General features: G+C 69.0%; 21 protein-coding genes. 13 read left to right on the top strand and 8 right to left on the bottom strand.

Going from position 1 to position 21,732, the window contains the following annotated elements; all coding sequences use genetic code 11:
• Window positions 1–5 precede the first annotated feature (5 nt).
• The gene (locus tag IB257_RS26305; RefSeq protein ID WP_054459156.1) at window positions 6–695 is read right to left on the bottom strand and encodes a FadR/GntR family transcriptional regulator; all 690 of its coding nucleotides are present in this window, start codon (window positions 693–695) and stop codon (window positions 6–8) included.
• A 173-nt stretch (window positions 696–868) separates the two neighbouring features.
• Here IB257_RS26305 and IB257_RS26300 point away from each other — a divergent pair, with 173 nt between their 5' ends.
• From IB257_RS26300 to IB257_RS26270, 7 genes are all read left to right on the top strand, one after another.
• On the top strand, window positions 869–2,440 hold the full coding sequence (locus IB257_RS26300; RefSeq protein WP_192493051.1) for an amidase: 1,572 nt from the start codon (window positions 869–871) through the stop codon (window positions 2,438–2,440).
• A 164-nt stretch (window positions 2,441–2,604) separates the two neighbouring features.
• Window positions 2,605–3,813: an ABC transporter substrate-binding protein gene (locus tag IB257_RS26295; protein WP_054459154.1), complete on the top strand. Its 1,209-nt coding sequence runs from the start codon at window positions 2,605–2,607 to the stop codon at window positions 3,811–3,813.
• 109 nt (window positions 3,814–3,922) lie between these two features.
• A complete protein-coding gene (locus IB257_RS26290; protein WP_054459153.1) occupies window positions 3,923–4,813 on the top strand; it encodes a branched-chain amino acid ABC transporter permease in 891 nt (296 codons plus the stop codon).
• A 2-nt stretch (window positions 4,814–4,815) separates the two neighbouring features.
• Window positions 4,816–5,796, top strand: a complete 981-nt coding sequence (locus IB257_RS26285) for a branched-chain amino acid ABC transporter permease (RefSeq protein ID WP_054459151.1) — start codon at window positions 4,816–4,818, stop codon at window positions 5,794–5,796.
• Complete coding sequence (locus IB257_RS26280; protein ID WP_054459145.1) at window positions 5,796–6,533, top strand: ABC transporter ATP-binding protein; 738 nt, start codon at window positions 5,796–5,798, stop codon at window positions 6,531–6,533. Before IB257_RS26285 ends, IB257_RS26280 begins: the two co-directional genes overlap by 1 nt.
• Entirely contained in the window at window positions 6,526–7,260 is a 735-nt protein-coding gene (locus tag IB257_RS26275; RefSeq protein ID WP_013393054.1) for an ABC transporter ATP-binding protein, read from the top strand. Before IB257_RS26280 ends, IB257_RS26275 begins: the two co-directional genes overlap by 8 nt.
• Window positions 7,260–7,757, top strand: a complete 498-nt coding sequence (locus tag IB257_RS26270) for an ureidoglycolate lyase (RefSeq protein ID WP_054459143.1) — start codon at window positions 7,260–7,262, stop codon at window positions 7,755–7,757. Before IB257_RS26275 ends, IB257_RS26270 begins: the two co-directional genes overlap by 1 nt.
• 1 nt (window position 7,758) lies before the next feature.
• Here the strand turns inward: IB257_RS26270 and IB257_RS26265 are convergent, their stop codons facing one another.
• The 3 genes from IB257_RS26265 to IB257_RS26255 form a co-directional block, all read right to left on the bottom strand.
• The gene (locus IB257_RS26265) at window positions 7,759–8,388 is read right to left on the bottom strand and encodes a bifunctional 2-polyprenyl-6-hydroxyphenol methylase/3-demethylubiquinol 3-O-methyltransferase UbiG (protein ID WP_175214412.1); all 630 of its coding nucleotides are present in this window, start codon (window positions 8,386–8,388) and stop codon (window positions 7,759–7,761) included.
• A 161-nt stretch (window positions 8,389–8,549) separates the two neighbouring features.
• Entirely contained in the window at window positions 8,550–10,406 is a 1,857-nt protein-coding gene (locus IB257_RS26260; RefSeq protein WP_054459137.1) for a phosphoenolpyruvate carboxykinase (GTP), read from the bottom strand.
• A gap of 145 nt (window positions 10,407–10,551) precedes the next feature.
• Window positions 10,552–12,174 (bottom strand): acyl-CoA synthetase, encoded by a 1,623-nt coding sequence (locus tag IB257_RS26255; protein ID WP_192493050.1) that lies wholly within the window; start codon window positions 12,172–12,174, stop codon window positions 10,552–10,554.
• A 125-nt stretch (window positions 12,175–12,299) separates the two neighbouring features.
• Between IB257_RS26255 and IB257_RS26250 the strand changes: the two genes are divergently transcribed.
• On the top strand, window positions 12,300–13,025 hold the full coding sequence (locus IB257_RS26250; RefSeq protein WP_192493049.1) for a TetR/AcrR family transcriptional regulator: 726 nt from the start codon (window positions 12,300–12,302) through the stop codon (window positions 13,023–13,025).
• Here the strand turns inward: IB257_RS26250 and IB257_RS26245 are convergent.
• Window positions 12,989–13,900, bottom strand: a complete 912-nt coding sequence (locus IB257_RS26245; protein ID WP_192493048.1) for an SDR family oxidoreductase — start codon at window positions 13,898–13,900, stop codon at window positions 12,989–12,991. The genes IB257_RS26250 and IB257_RS26245 overlap by 37 nt on opposite strands.
• A 137-nt stretch (window positions 13,901–14,037) precedes the next feature.
• Here IB257_RS26245 and IB257_RS26240 point away from each other — a divergent pair, with 137 nt between their 5' ends.
• Window positions 14,038–14,832 carry an enoyl-CoA hydratase/isomerase family protein gene (locus IB257_RS26240; RefSeq protein ID WP_054459131.1) on the top strand — a complete coding sequence of 265 codons (795 nt, stop codon included), beginning with the start codon at window positions 14,038–14,040 and terminating at the stop codon, window positions 14,830–14,832.
• Here the strand turns inward: IB257_RS26240 and IB257_RS26235 are convergent.
• Window positions 14,829–15,707, bottom strand: coding sequence for a LysR family transcriptional regulator (locus tag IB257_RS26235; protein WP_054459129.1), 879 nt, complete (start codon window positions 15,705–15,707; stop codon window positions 14,829–14,831). The genes IB257_RS26240 and IB257_RS26235 overlap by 4 nt on opposite strands.
• Window positions 15,708–15,868: 161 nt before the next feature.
• On the opposite strand from IB257_RS26235, the gene IB257_RS26230 reads away from it, so the two are divergent.
• The 4 genes from IB257_RS26230 (at window position 15,869) to IB257_RS26215 (ending at window position 19,999) form a co-directional block, all read left to right on the top strand.
• Window positions 15,869–17,326: an MFS transporter gene (locus IB257_RS26230; protein WP_225589219.1), complete on the top strand. Its 1,458-nt coding sequence runs from the start codon at window positions 15,869–15,871 to the stop codon at window positions 17,324–17,326.
• A 26-nt stretch (window positions 17,327–17,352) separates the two neighbouring features.
• Entirely contained in the window at window positions 17,353–18,618 is a 1,266-nt protein-coding gene (locus tag IB257_RS26225) for a Zn-dependent hydrolase (protein WP_192353231.1), read from the top strand.
• A 110-nt stretch (window positions 18,619–18,728) separates the two neighbouring features.
• Window positions 18,729–19,064, top strand: a complete 336-nt coding sequence (locus IB257_RS26220; RefSeq protein ID WP_119452051.1) for a co-chaperone YbbN — start codon at window positions 18,729–18,731, stop codon at window positions 19,062–19,064.
• The gene (locus tag IB257_RS26215; protein WP_119452052.1) at window positions 19,061–19,999 is read left to right on the top strand and encodes a DMT family transporter; all 939 of its coding nucleotides are present in this window, start codon (window positions 19,061–19,063) and stop codon (window positions 19,997–19,999) included. The genes IB257_RS26220 and IB257_RS26215 overlap by 4 nt, the downstream gene beginning before the upstream one ends.
• An 11-nt stretch (window positions 20,000–20,010) precedes the next feature.
• On the opposite strand, the gene IB257_RS26210 is transcribed toward IB257_RS26215, so the two are convergent.
• Both IB257_RS26210 and IB257_RS26205 read right to left on the bottom strand, forming a co-directional pair.
• On the bottom strand, window positions 20,011–20,910 hold the full coding sequence (locus IB257_RS26210) for a DMT family transporter (RefSeq protein WP_054458147.1): 900 nt from the start codon (window positions 20,908–20,910) through the stop codon (window positions 20,011–20,013).
• Complete coding sequence (locus IB257_RS26205; RefSeq protein ID WP_054458148.1) at window positions 20,901–21,629, bottom strand: GNAT family N-acetyltransferase; 729 nt, start codon at window positions 21,627–21,629, stop codon at window positions 20,901–20,903. Before IB257_RS26205 ends, IB257_RS26210 begins: the two co-directional genes overlap by 10 nt.
• Window positions 21,630–21,732 lie beyond the last annotated feature (103 nt).

The raw sequence follows: 21,732 nt of genomic DNA, 5'->3' as shown, positions 1-21,732 counted from the left end.
GAGACTCAGGCGCCCGGGATCGTCAGCGACAGGCCCGCGCGGTCGGCCACGTTGCAGATGTGGGCGCGCATGGCGCGCCGCGCGGCGTCGGCCGAACCGGTAGCCAGCGCGTCGATGATGGCCGCGTGTTCGTAGATGGGCTCGCGCACGCGCGCCGGATCGGCGAACGCGACCTGCCGGCTGCCGTCCACCACTTCGGCGATGTTCTCGGCCAGGTCCAGCAACATCGGGCTGCCGGCGATCTCGTACAGGCAGGCGTGGAAGGCGCGGTCGCCTTCCGACATGGCCACCAGGTCGCCGGCGTCGGCGGCCTGTTCCATGTGCGTGATGGTGGCGCGCAGGCGGGCCAGCCCCGCCTGGGTGACGACGCCCGCGGCCAGGCCGGCTGCCAGCTCCTCCAGCTGGTTGCGCACCAGATAGACATCACGCAAGGCATAGCGGCCCTGGAAACGCCAGCGGCCGTAGGCGCTGCCCAGGCCTTTTTCGCCGGGCCGGGCGATGAACACGCCGCGGCCGGCTTCGCTGCGCAGCAGTCCCAGCCCTTCCAGCATGGTGATGGCCTCGCGCAGCGAGGCGCGGCTTACGCCCAGTTCCTCGGCCAGCTGGCGCTGCCCCGGCAGCTTGCCGGCCTCGGCCCAGTCGCGCTGGCGGATGCGGGCCTGCAACTGCTGGGCTATGTGTTCGACGGTGTTCATCGCGGAATTCTCAAGGCAGGGGTGCGCGGCCGCCCCCGGTTTGGCGTTGACAGCCATATACTGCCTGGGCATTATGACATTCAACTGGTCTGACCGGTTAGGATAAAGCCGTACTGCAATGCGCCCCGGCATGGCCGCGGGCCCCACGCACTTTCTCGTACATAGCGCCGCTCATGACCGACCTCTACGATCGATTCGCCCGCGCCGTCGACGCCATGGCCCGACTGGCTGACTACCCCTATGCCGAACGCCGCCAGGCCTGGCTGGACCGGCTGCGCGTCAACCTGCCCGAACTCACCGTGCTGGACTCGCTGGCGCCGGAAGCCGAACTGGGCTACCTGGCGCCACCGCCCGCTGCGCCCGCCGAACGGCTGCCCGCCGCGCAGGCAGGCCGCGGCGTCGCGGTGTCGCGCCATGCGCGCGGCATCGCCGCCATTGCCCGTGAATGCCGCGAGGACCCGGCGCGCGCCGCCGACGCCGCCCGCGCCGCGCTGGCCGCGGCCCGGCAGCAGGCCGGCCTGAATGCCTTCATCAGTCTGTCCGACACCCCGGCGCTGGACGGCGCTGCGGCGGCCGCCGCGCGCCGGCTGCGTGAAGGCGCGGCCATGCCGCTGATGGGCGTGCCGATCGCCGTCAAGGACTTGATGCAGGTCGCGGGCTTTCCCCAGACCAACGGCAGCGGCGGCCTGAAACCGCCACCCGCGCTGCACGATGCGCTGGCCGTGGCGCGGCTGCGCGAAGCCGGCGCGCTGGTGGTGGGCACGACCAACCTGCACGAACTGGCCTACGGCATCACCAGCGAAAATCCCCATTACGGCTGGGTCGGCAATCCCCGCGGGGCGGGCTACACCGCGGGCGGCTCCAGCGGCGGATCGGCCGCGGCGGTGGCCGCCGGCATCGTCCGCCTGGCCGTCGGCACCGACACCGCGGGCTCCATCCGCATCCCCGCCGCCTGCTGCGGCGTGGTCGGCTTCAAGCCCACCTTCGACGCCATCTCGCGCGACGGTGCGCAGGCGCTGGGCGCCAGCCTGGACCACCTTGGGCCCATCGCCGCCAGCGTGGCCGACGCCGCCCTGGCCTATTCCATCATGTCGGGCCAGGCCGAACGCACCGTCAGCGCCGGCGCGCTGACCGGCCTGCGCGTGGGCGTGCCGCGCAATTACTTCTACGACCCGCTGGCCGAGGACGTGGCGCAGGCGGTCAACCATGCCCTGGCGCGGATGCAGGCCGACGGCGCCACGCTGGTGCCGCTGGACCTGCCGGGCGTCGAGCACAGCGCGGCGCTGCAATTCGCCACCCTGTGCAGCGAAGCCACCGACATCCACTGGCGCCGGCTGATCGACCAGCCCGAGACGCTGGGCGACGACGTGCGCGTGCGCCTGGAGATCGGCCAGTTCTTCCCCGCCACCTGGTACACGCGGGCGCAGCGCGGCCGCGCCGCGCTGGCGCACATGTTCGACCAGGCGATGCAGTCGGTGGACGTGCTGGTCACCCCCACGCTGCGCATCGAGCCGCCGCGCTCCGGTGCGGGCGCGGTCGACATCGCAGGCCGCGAAGTGCCGCTGCACACGGCCGTCACAGGCCTCACCATGCCCTTCAACCTGACCGGCATGCCGGCGCTGACGCTGCCCTGCGGCAGCGGCCGCAACGGCCTGCCGCTGGGGCTGCAGATCGCGGGCGCGCGCGGCGCCGACTGGCGCGTACTGAATACCGCCGCCCGCATCGAAAACCTGCTGGCGGCCTGACGCCCCCCCCTGCCGGGCCGGCGCCAAGGCCGGCCCGATGCTGGTAAGCCCTAACTGGTCAGACCGGTACTACAGGATTACAAACGAGCAGAGTTCCCGCCCGCCGACGCCTCGCCTGCGCGAGCGGCGGCATCGCCGCACCTCCTTTCCAGAAGGAAACCACGATGAAACTGCTCCGCTTAGCCGCAGCCGTATCCGCGGTCGTACTCGCCTCCGCCGCCCATGGCGCCGATCCCGTCGTCATCGGCGTGAGCATCGCGCAGTCCCCGCCCGGGTCGGTGGTGCAAGGCACCCAGGTGAAGGACGGCGTGGAAATCATCGCCAAGATGATCAACGACAAGGGCGGCGTGCTGGGCCGGCCGCTGAAGATCATCTACGAAGACAACCAGGGCATTCCGGAAAAGGGCCGCGCGGCGGCCGAGAAACTGATCTCGCGCGACAAGGTGGTAGCCGTCACTGGCGGTCACCAGAGCTCGGTCTGCCTGGCCGAAATCGAGGTCGCGCACCGCTACAAGGTGCCCTACGTCAACACCAACTGCTGGTCCGACGACGTGCGCGCCAAGGGCTATCCGGAAGTCTTCAATCCGGCCAATTACAACACCCGCGTCTCAAGCGCCATGGCCGACACCATCGCGGCGCTGAAGGTCAAAAGCGTGGTCGCCTTCGCCGAGAACACCGACTACGGCATCGGCCAGGCCAAGCTGTTGGGCGAATTCCTCAAGAAGGCCGCGCCGCAGACCCAGTACAAGTACGTGGCGCTGGACCGCGCCGGCAAGGACTTCACGCCGGCCGTGCTGCCGTTGCGCGCAAGCCCGCCGGACTTGGTGGTCAACATCATGCTGCCGCCGGCCGCCTACATCCTGATGAACCAGTTGTACGAACAAGGCGTGGCGCCCAGCGCCAAGACCTGGTTCTACGACGGCGCCGGCATCGCCGACTATCCGGACTTCTGGAAGAACGTAAAGGAAGCCGGCAAGTACATGCTGGCCTTCGGCCTGTACCACCCGCAGATGCCCATGCCGCAGATAGGCATGGACGTGGCCGCCACCTACCAGAAGCAGGCCAAGACCGAACCCAACCGCCTCATCTTCCAGGCCGCGGACTCGGTGCTCCTGATCGCCCGCGCGATCGAAGAGGCCAAGTCCACCGACAGCGCCGCCATCATCAAGGCGCTGCAGGGCATGCAGTTCGAAGGCGTGCGCGGCAAGTTCAGCTTCTCGCAGCAGCCGGGCTACACCTACCAGCAGTGGGTCGACATCCCCTACGTCACCTACCAGTTGACCGAAGTCGACCAGCCGCTGAGCAAGACCACGCTGATCCAGGCCACGGGCCAGCCGCTGCAGGTCGAAAAGCTGGTCAAACCGGCCAAATAAAGAGAATGCGCCCCCAAAGCGGGGGCGCCGCCCTCGGCAAAAGTACCGGATCGCCTCCACAGCATGACTGCAACACGCCGGGCCCCGCCCCGGCGCCAGGGAGAATCGAGTGCTGGCATTGGACCTGTTCGTCAACGGCCTGATCATCGGCCTGTACTACGCGCTGATGGCGGTCGGCCTGACCATGATCTTCGGCATCCTGAAGGTCGTGAACTTCGCCCATGGCGAGTTCTACATGATAGGCGCCTACACCTACACCCTGGTCTCGCTGGCCCTGGGCGTGCCGCCGTGGCTGGCGCTACCCGTGGCCGCCGCCGCCGGCGCGCTGCTGGGCTGGGCCACGGAACGCTGGCTGATGCGTCCGCTGTACGCGGGCTACGGCTCCTGGGGGCTGATGAAGGACGAGTACGCGGTGGTGGTCACCTTCGGGCTGTCGCTGCTGCTGATCAACCTGGTGGACAAGGTCGTGGGCCCCTACCCCATGCGCGGCCCGGCGCTGTCGGACGTGACGCGCATGGCGGTCGGTCCTTTCATGATGAGCGGGCAGAAGCTGATCACTGCCGGCCTGTCCATCGTGCTGCTGATCGGGCTGGCGCTCTTCATCAAGCGTTCGCTGTGGGGCCGGCAGGTGCAGGCGGTAGCGCAGAACCGGCTGGGCGCCTCTATTGCCGGCATCGACACCGCGCGCGCCAGCAGCATCATCTTCATGGCCTCCGGCGTGCTGGCGGCGCTGGCCGGGGCGCTGCTGGCGCCGGTCATCAATCCGGCGCCGGACGTGGGCGCGTTTCCGGCCATCAAGTCCTATGTGATCGTGGTGATAGGCGGCATGGGCTCGATTCCCGGCAGTATCGTCGCGGCGCTGGCGCTGGGCGTGCTGGAGAGCTTCGGCGCGGTCTACCTGTCCTATGACTACCGCGACACCTTCGGCCTGGCCTTGCTGATCCTGATCCTGCTGTTCCGGCCCAAGGGCCTGTTCGGCGAACGCGCGCGGGAGGTCTGAACATGGATCCGCTGGCCCATCCCAATCTGCTGCGCAACAAGCTGACCCAGGAAATGCGGCTGTCGCTGGCGTTCCTGGCCGTGCTGGCGCTGCTGCCGCTGGGCGTGTCCTCGCCGTACTGGCTGGGCGTGCTGATCGTCAGCATGTACTTCGCCATGCTGGCTTGCGGCTGGAACCTGCTGGCGGGCTACGCCGGCCAGTTCTCGCTGGCGCCGGCCGCCTTCGCCATGCTGGGCGGCTACACCACCGGTCTCCTGGCCTATCACTGGAAGGTGCCGCTGTGGCTGGGCCTGCCGCTGTCCGCGGTGGTGCCGGGGCTGATCGGCCTGGTGCTGGGCCGCATCGTGCTGCGGCTGTCGGGCCCCTACCTGGCGCTGACCACGCTGTCCTTCGCCGAGATCGTACGCCTGGTGATCTACAACTCCATTGACTTCACGCGGGGCGACCAGGGGCTGCACGTGCCGGCGCTGCTGGAAAGCCGCGTGGGCAACTATTACCTGTTCCTGGCCGCGCTGGCGGCGGTGACGCTGCTGATCTTCCTGCTGCTGCGGGCGCGCCCGGGACGTTTCCTGCAGGCCATCCGCGACGACGAGATCGGCGCGGCCAGCCGCGGCATCGACGTGGTGCGCTACAAGACGCTGGCCTTTCTGGTCAGCTGCGCCATCTGCGGCTTTGCCGGCGGCCTGTACGGCACCTTCGCGCAGCTGGTCAGCCCGGAACTCGGCATCGTGACGCAGACCGGCATGGTGATCGCCATGGTGGTGATCGGCGGAATGGGCACGCTGGTCGGGCCGCTCCTGGGCGCGGTGCTGGTCTACGTCGCGTCGGAATTGCTGCGCGACGCGGGCAACATCCAGATGATCGTGTTCGCGCTGCTGGTCATCATTTTCGCGCGCTTCTTCCGTGAAGGGCTGTGGGGCCTGGCGCGCCGCGCTATCCTGCGCCGCTCCGGCGACGCCCGCGCCAGCGCCAGGGGGGCCTGATGCCACTGCTGCAGATATCCGGAATACAAAAGCGTTTCGGCGGCCTGCTTGCCGTGAACGGCGCGGGCATGGACGTCGCCGACGGCGAACTGCTGGGGCTGATCGGCCCCAACGGCTCCGGCAAGACCACCCTGCTCAACGTGCTGTCCGGCCACCTGGCGGCGGACGCGGGCCAGGTGCTGCTGGACGGCCGCAGCGTGATGGGGCTGAACCCCACGCGACTGACGCGGCTGGGCGTGCTGCGCATGTTCCAGATGACCCGCGTCTTCAACCGGGTAAGCGCCTACGACAACCTGATCGTATGCGGGCTGGCCATGGGCCTGGACGAGGCGGCCGCCAGCCGCCGCGCGCTGGAACTGCTGGACGAGCTCAAGCTGACCCACGTCATGCACCTGGACGCGGGGCAGTTGTCGGGCGGGCAAAAAAAGCTGCTGGAGTTCGGCGCCTGCTTCATGGCGCCGCCGCGCATCGCGCTGCTGGACGAACCCTTCGCCGCGGTGCACCCGGTCATGAAGGAAACCATGTCGGAATTCATCCGCCGCCGCAACCAGAGCGGCCAGACCTTCATCCTGGTCAGCCACGACATGCCGGTGGTGGTGGACCTGTGTGCGCGCTCGGTGTGCATGAACGCCGGCCGCGTGCTGGCCGACGGCCCCACGCAGCAGGTGCTGCGCGAACCCGCGGTGATCGAAGCCTATCTGGGCGAACCGGGACAAGAGGAGCAGGACCATGCCTGACACGCTGCTCGCCATGGAAGGCGTGACCGCGGGCTACATGGGCGACATCGACGTGCTGCGCAACGTCTCGCTCACGGTGCAGGCCGGCCGCATCAGCGGCCTGATCGGCCTGAACGGCGCGGGCAAGTCCACGCTGATGAAAGCCATCTGCGGCTTCCTGCGACCCAAGTCCGGCCGCGTCACGCGCGCCGGACGCGATATCTCGGGCCAGCCGCCGCACCGCATGATCGACGACGGCCTCTGGTACATCCCGCAGGAATCCAGCCTGTTCCCCTACCTGACGGTGGAGGAAAACCTGCGCCTGCCGCTGGAGGGCCGGCGCAAGCGCTACGGCGACGTGCTGGAGCCGCGCTTTACTGAAACGCTGGAGCGCTTTCCGGTGCTGAAGGAAAAGCTCAAGGACCAGGCCGGCAACCTGTCCGGCGGCCAGCAGAAGTCGCTGGAATTCGCCAAGGCCTATATGGTGCAGCCGCAGGTCTGCCTGATCGACGAACCCAGCATCGGGCTGGCGCCGCGCGTGGCGGCCGAAGTCTTCCAATGGATCCGCGCCTTCGCCGACGCCGGCATGGGCATCCTGCTGGTGGACCACAACGTGCGGCGCGTGGTGGCCATGTCCAACCACATCTACGTGCTGAGCCTGGGCGAAATCACCGCCTCCGGATCGCCCGAGGATTTTGCCGGCGACCTGCATGAACAGGTGCGCGAATGGCTGGGGATCAATTTCTGATGGCTGCCCACACCCTGATAGCGCAGCCTCTGGCCGCTGCGGCGTTCGCACCCTATGGCGAGGTCGTCAGCAGCGCCGGCCGCGCCGGCCGCTCGATCAATGCGGGCACCTCGCTGCGCGTGGAAATGGGCGAGCCCGATCTGCTGGACGCGGGCGGCCGGCCATCGCTGTCGGTATTCCGCGCGCAGGCGATCGCCCTGCCCTTTGCCGCCCGCATGCTGGAACGCCACAGGCTGGGCAGCCAGACCTTCCTGCCGCTGGCGGGCACGCCTTATGTGGTGTTGGTTGCGCTGGGCGCAGAGGCGCCGGACCTGGCCACGCTGCGCGCCTTCATGGCGGGCGCGGGCGTGGGCATCACGCTGCGCCGGGATGTCTGGCACCACCCCTTGATGGCGCTGGCGGACGGCGAATTCGCCGTGCTGGAACGCGCGGGCCCCACGGTGGATTGCGAAGTGATCGATCTGCCGGACGCGCCCTGGACCATCCAGGCCGCCTGAACTACGCCGTGCGCCGCCAGACGCTGGCCAGCCAGGGCTGCTGCTCGCGCGGCAGGCCCTGCGGCCGGTAGTAGTGTTCAAGTTCCTCGAAGCCGGCCGCCGTCAGCAGCGCGCTCCAGCCTTCCAGGTCATGGTAGGCGCCATAGCGCCCGCGGTTCCAGCCTTCCTGGTTGCCGCCGCGCGGGTTGGAGCTGAACAGCACGCCGCGCGGCTTGAGCGCGCCATGCAAGGCGCGCAGCACTTGCGGCAGCTCCTGGCCAGGCACGTGGAACAAGGCGGCGTTGGCAAAGATGCCGTCGAAGCGCGCCGGCGGCAGGGCCAGGCGCAGAAAGTCCTGCTGCCAGACCTCGCAGCCAGTAGCCTGCCGCGCCATCTCGACGAAGCGCGGCGTGCCGTCCAGGCCGACCGCGCGATGGCCCAGGGCCGCGAACGTTTTCAGATCACGGCCCGGCCCGCAGCCGAAATCCAGGATGTCGTAGGGAGGTTCGCCTTCGATGTAGCGCAGGAGCGCCGCGATGTTCTGGCTGACGTCGTGGTCGCGCGTGCCGGCCTCGAACGAGTCCGCGTTCTCTTGGTAGTGCGCGACGGTCAGCGAACTGATCTTGGCGAGGTCTTCAGCGTCGAGTTTCATGGGGTGATTGTGCCGCAAAAAACAGCACGCGGCCGTGCCGGAAGCCGGCTCCGTCCGGCCGTCTGGCAACCGGGCGGATCCGTCTCAACCTGCGCAAGCTTCCCATGGGGTGTCAGACGCCTGACGAGCGCCAGCGCCAGACACCCTCACGACGCCCGGACTCAGGCCGCCAGGCGGCCTTCGATGCTGGCCTTGGTGGCCGGCAGGTCTTCGGGCAGGCCCTGCTTGAGCTGGGCGAAGAGCTCCTGGTGCAATGCCAGTTCGTCGCGCCAGGCGGCGGCGTCCACCGACATGACCTGCTCGAACTTGTCCGGGCTGAACTCCAGGCCCGTCCAGTCGATGTCCTGGTAGCTCGGCGAAATGCCGAACACCTGGTCCACGCCCTTGGACTGGCCGTCGATGCGGCCCAGCATCCAGCGCAGCACGCGCATGTTGTCGCCGAACCCCGGCCAGACGAACTTGCCGTCCGGACCCTTGCGGAACCAGTTGACGCAGTAGATGCGCGGCAAGGTGGCGCCGGCGGCTTCCAGCTGTTTGCCCAGCTTCAGCCAGTGGCTGAAGTAGTCGCTCATGTTGTAGCCGCAGAACGGCAGCATGGCGAAGGGATCGCGGCGCACCACGCCCTGCTGGCCGGCAGCGGCGGCGGTGGTTTCCGAGCCCATGGTGGCGGCCATGTAGACGCCTTCGACCCAGTTGCGGGCTTCGGTGACCAGCGGCACGGTGGTGGAGCGGCGGCCACCGAAGATGAAGGCGTCGATGACCACGCCTTCGGGGTTCTCCCATTCGGGGTCGATGGACGGGCATTGCGCAGCCGGTGCGGTGAAGCGCGCGTTCGGGTGCGCCGCCTTGCGGCCGGTTTCGCGCGCAATGGCGGGCGTCCAGTCCTGGCCCTGCCAGTCGATCAGGTGCGCCGGCGGCTCGTCCGTCATGCCTTCCCACCAGACGTCGCCGTCATCGGTGAGCGCCACGTTGGTGAAGATGACGTTGGCCTTGAGCGTGGCCATGGCGTTGAAGTTGGTCTGCTCGCTGGTGCCCGGGGCCACGCCGAAGTAGCCGGCTTCCGGGTTGATGGCGTGCAGGCGACCGTCCTTGCCGGGTTTGATCCAGGCGATGTCGTCGCCGATGGTGGTGACCTTCCAGCCGTCCATGCCCTGGGGCGGGATCAGCATGGCGAAGTTGGTCTTGCCGCAGGCCGACGGGAAGGCGGCCGCCACGTGGTACTTGCGGCCCTTGGGCGAGGTCACGCCCAAAATCAGCATGTGTTCGGCCAGCCAGCCCTGGTCGCGGCCCATGGTGGACGCGATGCGCAGCGCGAAGCACTTCTTGCCCAGCAGCGCGTTGCCGCCGTAGCCCGAGCCGAAGCTCCAGATTTCGCGGGTCTTGGGGAAGTGGACGATGTACTTGGTCGGGTTGCACGGCCAGGCCACGTCGGCCTCGCCTGCGGCCAGCGGCTTGCCCACCGAATGCACACAGGGCACGAAGTCGCCGTCGGCGCCCAGCACGTCATAGACCTGCTTGCCCATGCGCGTCATGATGCGCATGTTCACGGCTACGTAGGGGCTGTCGGACAGTTCCACGCCGATGTGCGCGATGTCCGAACCCAGCGGGCCCATCGAGAACGGCACGACATACAGCGTGCGGCCGCGCATGGCGCCGTCGAACAGGCCGTTGAGCGTCTCGCGCATGGCGGCGGGTTCGGCCCAGTTGTTGGTCGGGCCGGCATCTTCGGCGCGATCGGAGCAAATGAAGGTGCGGTCCTCCACGCGGGCGACGTCGGAAGGATCCGAGCACGCCAGGAAGGAATTAGGCCGCTTGGCGGGGTTCAGCCTGCGCATGGTGCCCGCCTGGACCATCTGTTCGCACAGCCGGTCATATTCTTCCTGGGAACCGTCGCACCACACGACCTGGTCCGGCTTGGCCAGCGCCACAAAGCTGGCGACCCAGTCGATCAGGCCGCGGTGCTTCACATAGGCAGGCACGTTCAAGGCTGCCAATCCCCCATCCAAAGGCTTATTCATCGGGGTTTATCTCCATACTAGTAAGGCTAATGGTGATACGGCCCCAATTGGCATGGGGCCGTATCAATTTGCGCCATCATACTTGCAGCGGCTGGCTGCCCGTCAACCCATCCTCTTGGACGACATTGTCACCGGTTGAGACCGGTCAGGCGTAGCTGCCGTCGCGCAGCTCGCGGCGGATGATCTTGCCGGTGGCGGTGGTCGGCAAACTGGTTACAAAACGGATCGCGCGCGGATACTCGTGGGCCGCCAGGCGCTTGCGCACGTGGGCCTGCAGTTCCTTCACCAACGCGTCATCCCCTGCATAACCTTCGTTCAGCACCACATAGGCCATCACGATCTCGGTGCGCTGGGCGTCCGGCACGCCCACCACCGCGGCCATGCGCACGGCGGGGTGGCCGATCAGGCAGTCCTCGATGGGGCCGGGGCCGATGCGGTAGCCGGCGCTGGTGATGACGTCGTCGTTACGGCCGACGAAGCGGATGAAGCCCTGCGCGTCGCGCACGCCCTGGTCGCCGGTCAGCAGGTAGTCGCCCGCGAACTTTTCGGCGGTGGCCTCGGGGTTGTTCCAGTAGCCCAGGAACATGACGGGATCCGGGCGCAATACGCCGATGTTGCCCTCCTGTCCATCGGCCACTTCGACGCCCCGCTCATCCACAATAGCGACGCGGTGGCCCGGCGCAGCGCGGCCGATGGCGCCGATGCAGGGGTCGAACAGGGACGAGCAGGACGACACCAGCATGTTGCATTCGGTCTGGCCGTAGAACTCGTTGATGGTCACGCCCAGCACGCGCCGGCCCCAGTCTATGAGTTCCGCCCCCAGCGACTCGCCGCCGCTGGCGACCGAGCGCAGCGCCAGCGCGCCGGCGCCGGCCGGCAGCTCGGCGCCGCGCATCATCTTCAGCGCGGTGGGTGGCAGGAAGGTGTGGGTCACGCCATGGCGCGCCATCAGCTCGAAGGCGCTGGCGCCGTCGAACTTCTCGAAGCGGCGCGCCAGCACCGGCACGCCGTGGTGCCAGGACGGCAGCAGCACGTCCAGCAGGCCGCCGATCCAGGCCCAGTCGGCCGGCGTCCACATCAGCGCGGCATTCTCAGGGAAGAATTCGTGCGACATCTCCACGCCCGGCAGATGGCCCAGCAGCACCCGGTGCGCGTGCAGCGCGCCCTTGGGCTTGCCGGTGGTGCCCGACGTATAGATGATGACGGCCGGGTCGTCGGCCGCCGTCGCCACCGGCGTGTAGTCCTCGGATTCCGCGGCCAGCGCAGCGTGAAAAGGCACGGCGTCGTCCGGGCAGTCCTGGTCGATGCAATAGACCACCTTCAGGTCGGGCAGGCCGGCGCGGATCTCGCGCAGCTTGCGGCAGCCTTCGGCGTCGGTCACCAGCGCGGCCGCGCCGCTGTTGGCCAGGCGGTACTGGATCGCGTCCACGCCGAACAGCGTGAACAAGGGCACAGCCACCGCGCCCATCTTGTAGACCGCGATATGGGTTACCGCCGTTTCGGGCGCCTGCGGCAGGTAGACGGCAACGCGGTCGCCGCGCTTGACGCCGTGGCGCTCCAGGCTGTGCGCCAGGCGGTTGGACAGCGTCTTGATCTGATCAAAGGTGTAGCGCGATTGCGAGCCGTCGCTCTGCTCGTAGATCAGCGCCAGCCGGCCGCTGCCGTCGGCCCATTTGTCGCAGGCGTCGACGCCGATGTTGTAGGCCGCAGGCACCTGCCATTGGAATTGGGACGCGAGCTGCGCGTAGGAATCGGCTCTGGACAGCATGGTTTGTCTCTGATGTTGTTGTCGAACGCGCCGGCGCCCGGCGCCAGCGATGTAACGTCTTGCCTCAAACTTGACCCTGGCTCAATAATAAGCCCCCGCCCCCCCCCGCAGCCCACTCCCCCCGCATGGAAAAAGCCGCCACCGTCCCGATGCGCCGACCGCCGGCCAGCGCCAAATCCGAACAGCGCATCCGCGACATCCTGCGCGTCGCCCGCCAGGTCTTCTCCGAAGCCGGCTTCCAGGCGGCCACCACCACCGAGATCGCGCAGCGCCTGGGCGTGTCCGAAGCCACGGTGTTCACTTATTTCGGCGGCAAGCGCGAACTGTGCGTGCGGGTGATCAGCGACTGGTACGACGAGATCATCGCCAAGGTCGAGGACAGCCTGCCCCACGTGCACGGCGCGCGGGCCCGGCTGCATTTCCTGGTGCATGCGCACCTGCGCCACCTGCTGGCCGAAGGCACCGGGCTGTGCGCCTTCATCCTGTCCGAAGGGCGCGCGCGCAACGACGATTTCGGCGATGTCTACGCGGGCCTGCAGCGCCGCTACACCGCGCCGCTGATGGGCATCCTGGCCCAGGGCCAGGCCGACGGCGACATCCGCCGCGACATGCCGCTGCGGCTCTTGCGCTCGGCCGTCTACGGGCCGATGGAGCATGTGCTGTGGGACGCCATCCTGCGCGGCGCACGGGTGAACGTGGCCGCCACCGCCGACCAGTTGGTCGGCTTCCTGTGGCAGGCGCTGCAGCCGCCCGCGCAGGACGCCCTGGCGCTGGCGCAATTCCGCGGCGAAGTGCGGGACGCCCTGCATCGGCTTCAATCGTCGGAAAACAAGGACGGCGGCACGTACTGAGGAAAGCCGTTGTAGGCTTCGCCCCGCTCGGCGGGCGCCAGGGTCCAGGAATGGCGGGCATTGGGCACGCCGCCATCCACCCGGATGACGCTGCCGTTGATGAAGGCCGCGGCCGGCGACAGCAGGAACACGACCGCCGCCGCCAGCTCGGCCTCGGTGCCGAAGCGCTGCAGCGGCACCTTGGTGCGTAATTCGCGCAGCACGGCGCGGTAGTCCTCGTCGTAGCTGTCCATGCCGCTGGAAGCGATCCAGCCCGGCGCCACCGCGTTGACGCGCACGCCTGCATGGGCCCATTCGCAGGCCGCGGTTTCGGTCAGGTTCCAGACGCCCGCGCGCGCCGCGCCCGAATGCCCCATGCCCGGCATGCCGCCCCAGATGTCGGCCAGCATGTTGACGATGGCCCCGCCGTGCTGGCGCATGTGCTGGGTGTAGACCTCGCGCGACATCAGGAAGGTGCCGTGCAGATTGTTCTGCACCACCGCGTTCCAGCCGTTGTAGGTGATGCGGTCCAGCGGCGCCGGGAACTGGCCGCCCGCGCAATTGAACAGGCCGTCGATGGCGCCGTGCCGCGCCAGCGCATCGGCAACCGCGCCGCGCACGCCGGCCTCGTCGCGGATGTCGCAGGCGTGCAGGCTGATGCGGCCGCTGGCCTCGGGGTAGATCCGGCAGATTTCGTCCTGCGCCGCCTGCAGCTTGTCGAGCTTGCGCCCTACCAGCGCCAGGCCCGCGCCCAGCGACGCCAGCTCGTGCGCGGTGCAGCGGCCCAGCCCGCTGCCGCCCCCGGTCACGACGATGGTCTTGCCCTGATACAGCCCCGGCCGGAATACCGACGCGTAGCGTTGGCCGGCGGCCACGCCGCCTGCTTTCTGGCTCATGTCTCGCTCCATTATTTTTTTTGAGGATAACTCAATATTTGTTCCGATTCGATGGCCGGAACAGAAATTTCAACCTAGAATCGACCGCTAGTCCCGCCGCTTTGTTGAGCCTGAATCAAGAAAACTGGAGACCCGGAATGACCACGCCCGCCCCGCTGGACATCGCCCACGACGGACCCATCGCCCGCCTGACGCTGAACCGCCCCGACATGCGCAACGCGTTCGACGACACGCTGATCGCCGCCCTGACCGGCGCAGTGCAGGCCGCGGTGGACGACCCCGCCGTGCGCGTGCTGCTGCTGACGGGCGCGGGCAAGGCCTTCTGCGCCGGTGGCGACCTGAACTGGATGCGCAAGATGGCCACGTTGACCGACGCCGAAAACCGCGCCGACGCGGCCAAGCTGGCCCGCATGCTGCACGCGATCTGGTCCTGCCCCAAGCCGGTGGTGGCCTGCGTCAACGGCGACGCCTATGCCGGCGGCATGGGCCTGGTGTCGGCCTGCGACATCGCCATCGCCGCGGACAGCGCGCACTTCTGCCTTTCGGAAACACGGCTGGGGCTGCTGCCCGCCACCATCAGCCCCTATGTGCTGCGCGCCATGGGCGAGCGCGCGGCCAACCGCTACTTCCTGACCGCCGAGCGCTTCGACGCCGCGACCGCGTTCCGGCTGGGCCTGGTGCACGACGTCGCCCCCCTGGCCGACCTGGCGCAACGCGCCGAGGCGCTGTGCCTTGCCCTGTGCGACAACGGCCCCGGCGCGGTGCAGGCCAGCAAGCGGCTGGTGCGCGATTTCGCCGGCCGGGAGATCGACGCGGCCCTCATCGCCGACACGGTGGAACGCATCGCGGCCGTGCGCAGCACGGACGAAGCGCGCGAAGGCGTCGGCGCGTTCCTGGAAAAGCGCGAACCTTCCTGGCGCCTCAGGCGCTAGGCGCCCAGCCGCTCGGCCAGGAAATCGACGAAGGCGCGCAGCTTGGGCAGCGGGTGCCTGCTGTCGGGCCACAACACGGAAAAGCGGCCGCCAGCGTCGAGGTGCTCGTCCAACACAGTGATGAGCCTGCCTTCGTCCAAAGCCGCCCGCAGCGCGAAGTCCGGCAGGTAGGCCAGACCCAGCCCGGCCTGCGCCGCGCCGATCAGCGCCTCGACACTATTGAAGGTCAACGCCGCGGGCTGCGGCGCGAGTGGCCCGTCGCGGAACTGCCAGTGCTGCGCCTGGCCCGAGCCCGGATAGCGATAGGCGAGCCTGGCGTGGCCAGCCAGGTCGTCCGGCGTGCGCGGCGCGCCATGCGCGGCCAGATAGGCGGGCGCGCCCGCCACCACGAATCGATACGGCCCCAGCGGCCGCGCCCTGAGGCGCGAGTCAGCGAAGTCCCCGCTGCGTATCACTGCGTCCAGCCCCTCGCCGATCACGTCGACGATGCGGTCGTTGAAGTCCAGGTCGAGTTCGATCTCCGGATAAAGGCGGGTGAATTCAGGCAGCAGCGGCAGCAACAAGCGGTAGCCGATGGCCGGCACGCTGACCCGCAAGCGCCCGCGCGGCGCTTCGCGCCCCTGCGTCACCTCGGCTTCGGCCTCATCCAGCTCGTGCACGATGCGCAAGCAGCGCTCCAGATAGAGCGCGCCCGCTTCGGTCAGGCTGATGCGCCGCGTACTGCGGTTGAGCAGGCGCACGCCCAGCCTGTCCTCCAGCCGCGCCACGCTCTTGCCCACCGCCGAGGCCGACAGGCCCAGATGCTCGGCGGCCGCGACGTAGCTGCCGCGCTGCGCGGCGTGGACGAAGGCATGTATTCCGCTCAGGCTGTCCATTTCCGCTCCATTAAGGAATATTTATCCGCTTAGATAGGAAATACGCGGCATTTTTGTTTTATTGACGCGATTTTATCCTTCATCGACGCCTATCCCGGCTATTCCAACCTGATTCGTCGATGCCTTCCTCTACCTCAGTTCCCGTTTCCCCTGGCTGGACCATGCTTGCCGTCTGCACGGCCGCCCTGATCCTGCCCTTGAGCTTTTCCGGCGGCGCCATCGCCACCCCCGCCATCGGCCGCGATCTGGGCGGCCACGCCCAGGCGCTCGGCTGGATCACCAACGCCTTCATGCTGAGCTTCGGCAGCCTGCTGATGGCGGCAGGCACGCTGGCCGACGCCTATGGCCGCAAGCGTTTGTTCGTGGCTGGCGTGGCCTTGTTCGCGCTGGTATCGGTTGCGCTGGCGTTCGCACCCACGGTGGCCTGGCTGGACGGCCTGCGCGCGCTGCAAGGCGCGGGCGCCGCCGCAGCCCTCGCCGGCGGCTCGGCGTCCCTGGCGCACGCCTGCCCTGGTCCGGCGCGCACCCGCGCCTTCGGCCTGCTCGGCGCCAGTTTCGGCGCGGGCCTGGCGCTGGGGCCGATGCTGGCCGGCCTGCTGATCGACAGCCTGGGCTGGCGCTCGGTCTTTCTGTCGAGCGCCGCGGTCGGCGCGATGGCGCTGGCCGTCGCCCTGCCCCGGATGCAGGAGTCGCGGGATCCGCAAGCGGGTCCGCTGGACTGGGCGGGCAGCCTGACCTTCACCGGCGCGCTGGCGCTATTGACCTGGGGCATCCTGGAAATGCCTGCCGCGCGCGGCGCGTCCGCGCTTGCCTGGAGGCTGCTGGCCGCTGCGGCGCTGTGCCTGCTGGCCTTCGTCGCGATCGAGCGCCGCGTGCGCCGCCCGATGCTGGACCTGACGCTGCTGCGCTATCCGCGCTTTGTCGGCGTGCAGATGCTGCCCGTAGCCACCTGCTATTGCTATGTGGTGCTGCTGGTGTTGCTGCCGATCCGCTTCATCGGCATCGAGGGGCGCAGCGAGGCCAGCGCAGGATTGGCGATGGCGGCCCTGTCCGCGCCGCTGCTCTTCATGCCGGCGGTCGCCGTCTGGACCATGCGCTGGATGAGCGCGGGCCGCAGTTGCGCGCTGGGCCTGCTGGCCGCAGCCCTGGGCCTGTACTGGCTCAGCCGCATCGGGGTGGAACACGCGCCCCAGGCCGCGCTCTGGCCCATGCTGCTGATCGGCGCAGGCACCGGCCTGCCCTGGGGCCTGATGGACGGCCTGTCCATGAGCGTCGCGCCGCCCGAGCGGGCCGGCATGGCCGCCGGCATCTTCAGCACCACCCGCGTAGCCGGTGAAGGCATCGCGCTGGCCAGCGTCAACGCCTTGCTGACCTTCTTGATCGCCCACCGGCTCGGCGCGGATCCAGGCGCCGCCGCGCAATACCTCGCAGCCGGCGACATGGCGCAAGCCCTGGTCCATCAGCCCGGCGCGGCCCCGGCCCTGTTGCGCCAGGCTTATGACGACGCCTTCCGCCAACTGCTGCACGCGCTGATCGCTATCACCCTGGCCTGCGCTGCGGTGGTGGCGCTGTTCCTGGATGCGCCACGCAGCCAGACCTTGCAGGCACGCATGCCATAATTCCTGGCGTATTTTCAGGAAGTCTCATGCCACACGCTTTTCCTCCCCTGAACGCCGAGCGCCTCTGGGCCCGCGTCGAAACCCTTTCCCGTTTCACCCTGCCCGACGTCCCCTGGACGCGCCGCGCATTCTCGCCGCTGTTCGACGAGGCCCGCGCCTGGCTGCGCAGCGAGTTCGAGGCCGCGGGCCTGGCGACCCGCCTGGACGCCGGCGGCAACCTGATAGGCACGCTGGCCGGGCGCGATCCCGCGCGCAAGCCCATCGCCACCGGCTCGCATTGCGACACCGTGATGGCCGGGGGCCGTTTCGACGGCATCATCGGCGTGCTGGCCGGCATCGAAGTGGCCCACACCCTGCGCGAGCAAGGCGTGCAGCTGGAACATCCCTTCGAGGTCATCGACTTCCTGTCCGAGGAACCCAGCGACTATGGCATTTCCTGCGTCGGCAGCCGCGCGCTCTGTGGCCAGCTGACGCCCGACATGCTGGCGGCCCGCAATCCCGAAGGCGAGACGCTCGCGGCCGGCATCGCCCGCATCGGCGGCGACCCCTCGGCGCTGGGCGCGCCGCTGCGCGGCCCTGACGGCACCGCGGCGTTCGTCGAACTGCATATCGAACAAGGCCCGGTGCTGGAAAGCCGCGGCCTGCCTATCGGCGTGGTCACCAACATCGTCGGCATCCGCCGCGTGCTGATCACGGTGGAAGGCCAGCCGGATCATGCCGGCACCACGCCCATGGACATCCGCCGCGACGCCCTGGTGGGCGCGGCCCGCATCATCGATGCCGCCCACCGCCAGGCCAGCGCCGCCAGCGGCAATCCGCATTACGTGGTCGCCACCGTGGGCCGGTTGTCCATGACGCCGAACGCCGCCAACGCGGTGCCAGGCCGGGTCGAGCTGACGCTGGAAATGCGCAGCGACAGCGATGCCGTGCTGGACGCCTTCCCGGAAACGCTGATGGCCGGCGTGGCCACCGACCTGACCGCGTTGCGCCTGTCCGCAAGCTTCACGCAGCTGAGCCGCGCGCGGCCCACGGACTGCACGCCGCTGGTGATGGACGCGGTGCAGGCCGCCGCCGATCAGCTGGGCTACGCCTCCATGCGCCTGCCCAGCGGCGCGGGCCACGACGCGGTCTACATGGTGCCCACCGGCCCCATCGGCATGATCTTCATCCCCTGCCTGAATGGCCGCAGCCATTGCCCGGAAGAGTGGATCGAACCCACGCAGCTGCTGGATGGCACCCGCGTGCTGTACCAGTCGGTGCTGGAACTGGACCGCAAGCTGCGCGCCGCCTGAGGCCGGGACGGCCCTGCCAGGCCCGCGGGTATCTCCCGCCCGCGGGCGGGGCGCTGCCATAATGGGCGCCTCGCGCCGCGACCGGCGCCCTCTCCCGCCTTGCCCGCCCCATGGAACAGATAGAACTCAACGACAGCACCGCCGACCGCTACCTGCTGGACGCGCCCGGGCTGTCCCTGCTGGTCTTCCACAGCCGCACCTGTGGCACCTGCCGCGTCGCCCGTGAACAACTGCCGCAGCTGGAGCTGCCCGTGGAACGCGTGTGCTGGGTCGACGCCGGCGACAACCGCGGCCTGGTCGAGCGCTACGAAGTCTTCCACCTGCCCGCCATGTTCGTGACGCGCGACGGCGCCTTCTTCGGCCCGGTGCAATCGACGCTGGCGGAATGGGATCTGCGCCAGCAGATCGGCCTGGCCCTGGACAGCTACCCCGCCGAACTGCCGTGAGCGCCGCCAAGCCCTTGCGCCAGCCGCTGGACGGGCTGGCGACCGGCGCCATGCTGCTCTTATGCGTCTGCTGGGGCTTCCAGCAGATCGCCATCAAGCTGGTGGCCGCGGATGTTTCGCCCATCATGCAGATCGGACTGCGCTCGGCGTTCGCGGCGCTGGTGCTGGCCGTGGCCGTGTGGCGGCGCGAAGGCCTGCGTGCCGTCATGGACGGCACGGCGCTGCCCGGTCTCATCGTGGGCCTGCTGTTCGCCGGGGAATTTCTGTTCGTGGCGCAGGGCCTGGTCTACACCACGGCCTCGCACATGTCGGTGTTCCTGTACACCGCGCCCATCTTCACCGCGCTGGGACTGCACTGGCTGCTGCCCGAAGAACGCCTGAAGCCGCTGCAGTGGGTGGGCGTGGCCGTGGCGTTCTGCGGCATCGCCGTGGCCTTCCTCGGCAAGGGCCAGCCGGCGGGATCGGCCGGCGCGCCCAACATGCTGCTGGGCGATGCGATGGGCCTCCTGGCCGGCCTGTTCTGGGGCGCCACCACCGTGGCGATCCGCAAGACCTCGCTGTCCGAAGCCGCGCCTGCCAAGACGCTGTTCTATCAGATGGCGGTCGCGGCCATTACCCTGCTGGCCTACGCCGCGGCCACCGGCAACGCCGGCTTTCGCTATACGCAGGCGGCAGTGCTCAGCGTCGCCTTCCAGTCCGTGGTGGTGGCCCTGTCCAGCTATCTGGCCTGGTTCTGGCTGCTGCGCCGCTACCTGGCTTCGCGCTTGTCCGTCCTGTCGTTCATGACGCCGCTGTTCGGCGTGAGCTTCGGCGTGCTCATCCTGGACGAACCGCTGGACGCCGGTTTCGTGCTGGGCGCGCTGCTGGTGCTGACCGGCATCACCCTGGTGAGCGGCGCCGAACTGCTGCGCGAGAAGCTGCGGCGCGCGCGCTGATCCACCCTCGCCTATGGCCTGGATCGCGGCGCGGGCGCCGCGCCCAGGTTCAGCACGATCAGCGCGGCGCCTCCCAGCACCAGGGCGAATCCCCACCAGTCCAAGGCGGCGGGCCGGTCGCCCACCAGCGCCATCGCGCCCAGCACTCCCACCACCGGCACCATCAATGTGGTCAGCGCGGCCACCGTGGCGCTGACGCGCTCGCTCAGCACGAACCAGAGCCAGTACGCGACGGCGGTGCCCAGGATGATGTGGAACGACAGCGCCGCCACCACACGGCCGTTCCAGCCCTGCGTGGGGAACGATTCGCCCGCGATCAGCATGCCGCCCAAGGCGCAAGCCGCGCCCACCGCCAACTGCCAGGCCGTGACGACGATGCGATCGCCGGCCACCGGCCAGCCCTTCAGGTAGACCGTGCCGGCGGCCCAGCCGAAAGCCGCCACCAGCGGAAACACCAGACCCTTGGCCGCGGCCGCATCGTGTTCGCCGAAGACTGCGCGCAGCACCGGCCAGGCCAGGATGGAAACCCCGGCCGCGCCCAGCAGCAGCGCCAGCGCCCGGCGCCGGTCCAGGCGTTCGCCCAGCACCGCCCAGGCCAGCACGGCCGACATCATGGGCATGGTGAAGGTCAGCACCGCCGCGCGCGAGGTGCTGGTGCTGAGCTGCGCCCAGGCCACCAGCAGGTTGAAGGCCGCGACGGCAAGCAGGCCGCCCACGATGATGCCGCGCCACGACTCGCGCGGCGGCAGCAGGGGCACCCGCTTGGCTCGCGCCAGCAGCAACAGCAGCACCGCGCCGCTGCCCAGGCCGAGCAGGCGCAGCGTGAACGGCGGGAAGATCGACAGGATGATCTTCACCGCCGGCCAGTTCAGGCCCCAGAACAGGGCCAGCGCAACCGGGATCAGGCGCACGCGGCGCGCGCCTGTGCTGTCAGTTCGGACAGGCCCTGCCGCTGCTTGCCCTGGGCATCGAAATTGTCGGGGCTCAACCAGCGCTCATAGGCGGCACGCAGCGCGGGCCAGTCGCCGTCGACCATGGCGAACCAGGCCGTGTCGCGGCTGCGGCCCTTGTACACCGTGGCCTGGCGGAAGATGCCCTCGAACTGGAAACCCAGCCGCAGAGCCGCCGCGCGCGACGGCGCGTTCAGGCTATCGCACTTCCATTCATAGCGGCGGTAGCCCAGTTCGTCGAAGGCGCGGCTCATCAGCAGGAACTGGGCCTCGGTTGCGATGCGGGTGCGCTTGAGCTGGCGCGAGAACGACACGAAGCCGACTTCGATCGCGCCGTTGGCCGGGTCGATGCGCATCAGCGCCAGCGTGCCGATGGCGCGCCCCGTTTCCAGGTCGATGATGGCGTGATGCAAGGGGTCATTGCCGGCCTGCGCCTTCTCGGCGAACTGGCGGTAGGCCGCCAGGTCCGCGAAGGGTCCCACCGACATGTAGGTCCAGTCGCTGTCGTCCGGCGCCTGGCTGAACGCGTGGAACAGATCCTCGGCGTGGCGCTCGGCCGACAGCGGCTCCAGCCGGCAATAGCGGCCGACGATGGGTGTCAGGGGCGGACGCGGACGCGTGGTCCAGCCCGTCATGTCCGGGCCGATGGGTTGCTGGTAGGCGTTGACGCGGGGTTGCATGCTACGGGGCCTCTTCAGGTTGGCGCGCCGCCCGAAGGGACGGGCGCAGTACGCATGCCCTCACGATATCGGAATGGTGGCATCATAAAAAGCACCACGATCC

This window comes from Achromobacter sp. ACM03 (assembly GCF_014851665.1).
GTDB lineage: Bacteria > Pseudomonadota > Gammaproteobacteria > Burkholderiales > Burkholderiaceae_B > Achromobacter > Achromobacter aegrifaciens.
The sequence above is the reverse complement of the archived record's forward strand: the minus strand, read 5'-3'. Positions and strand labels throughout refer to the sequence as shown.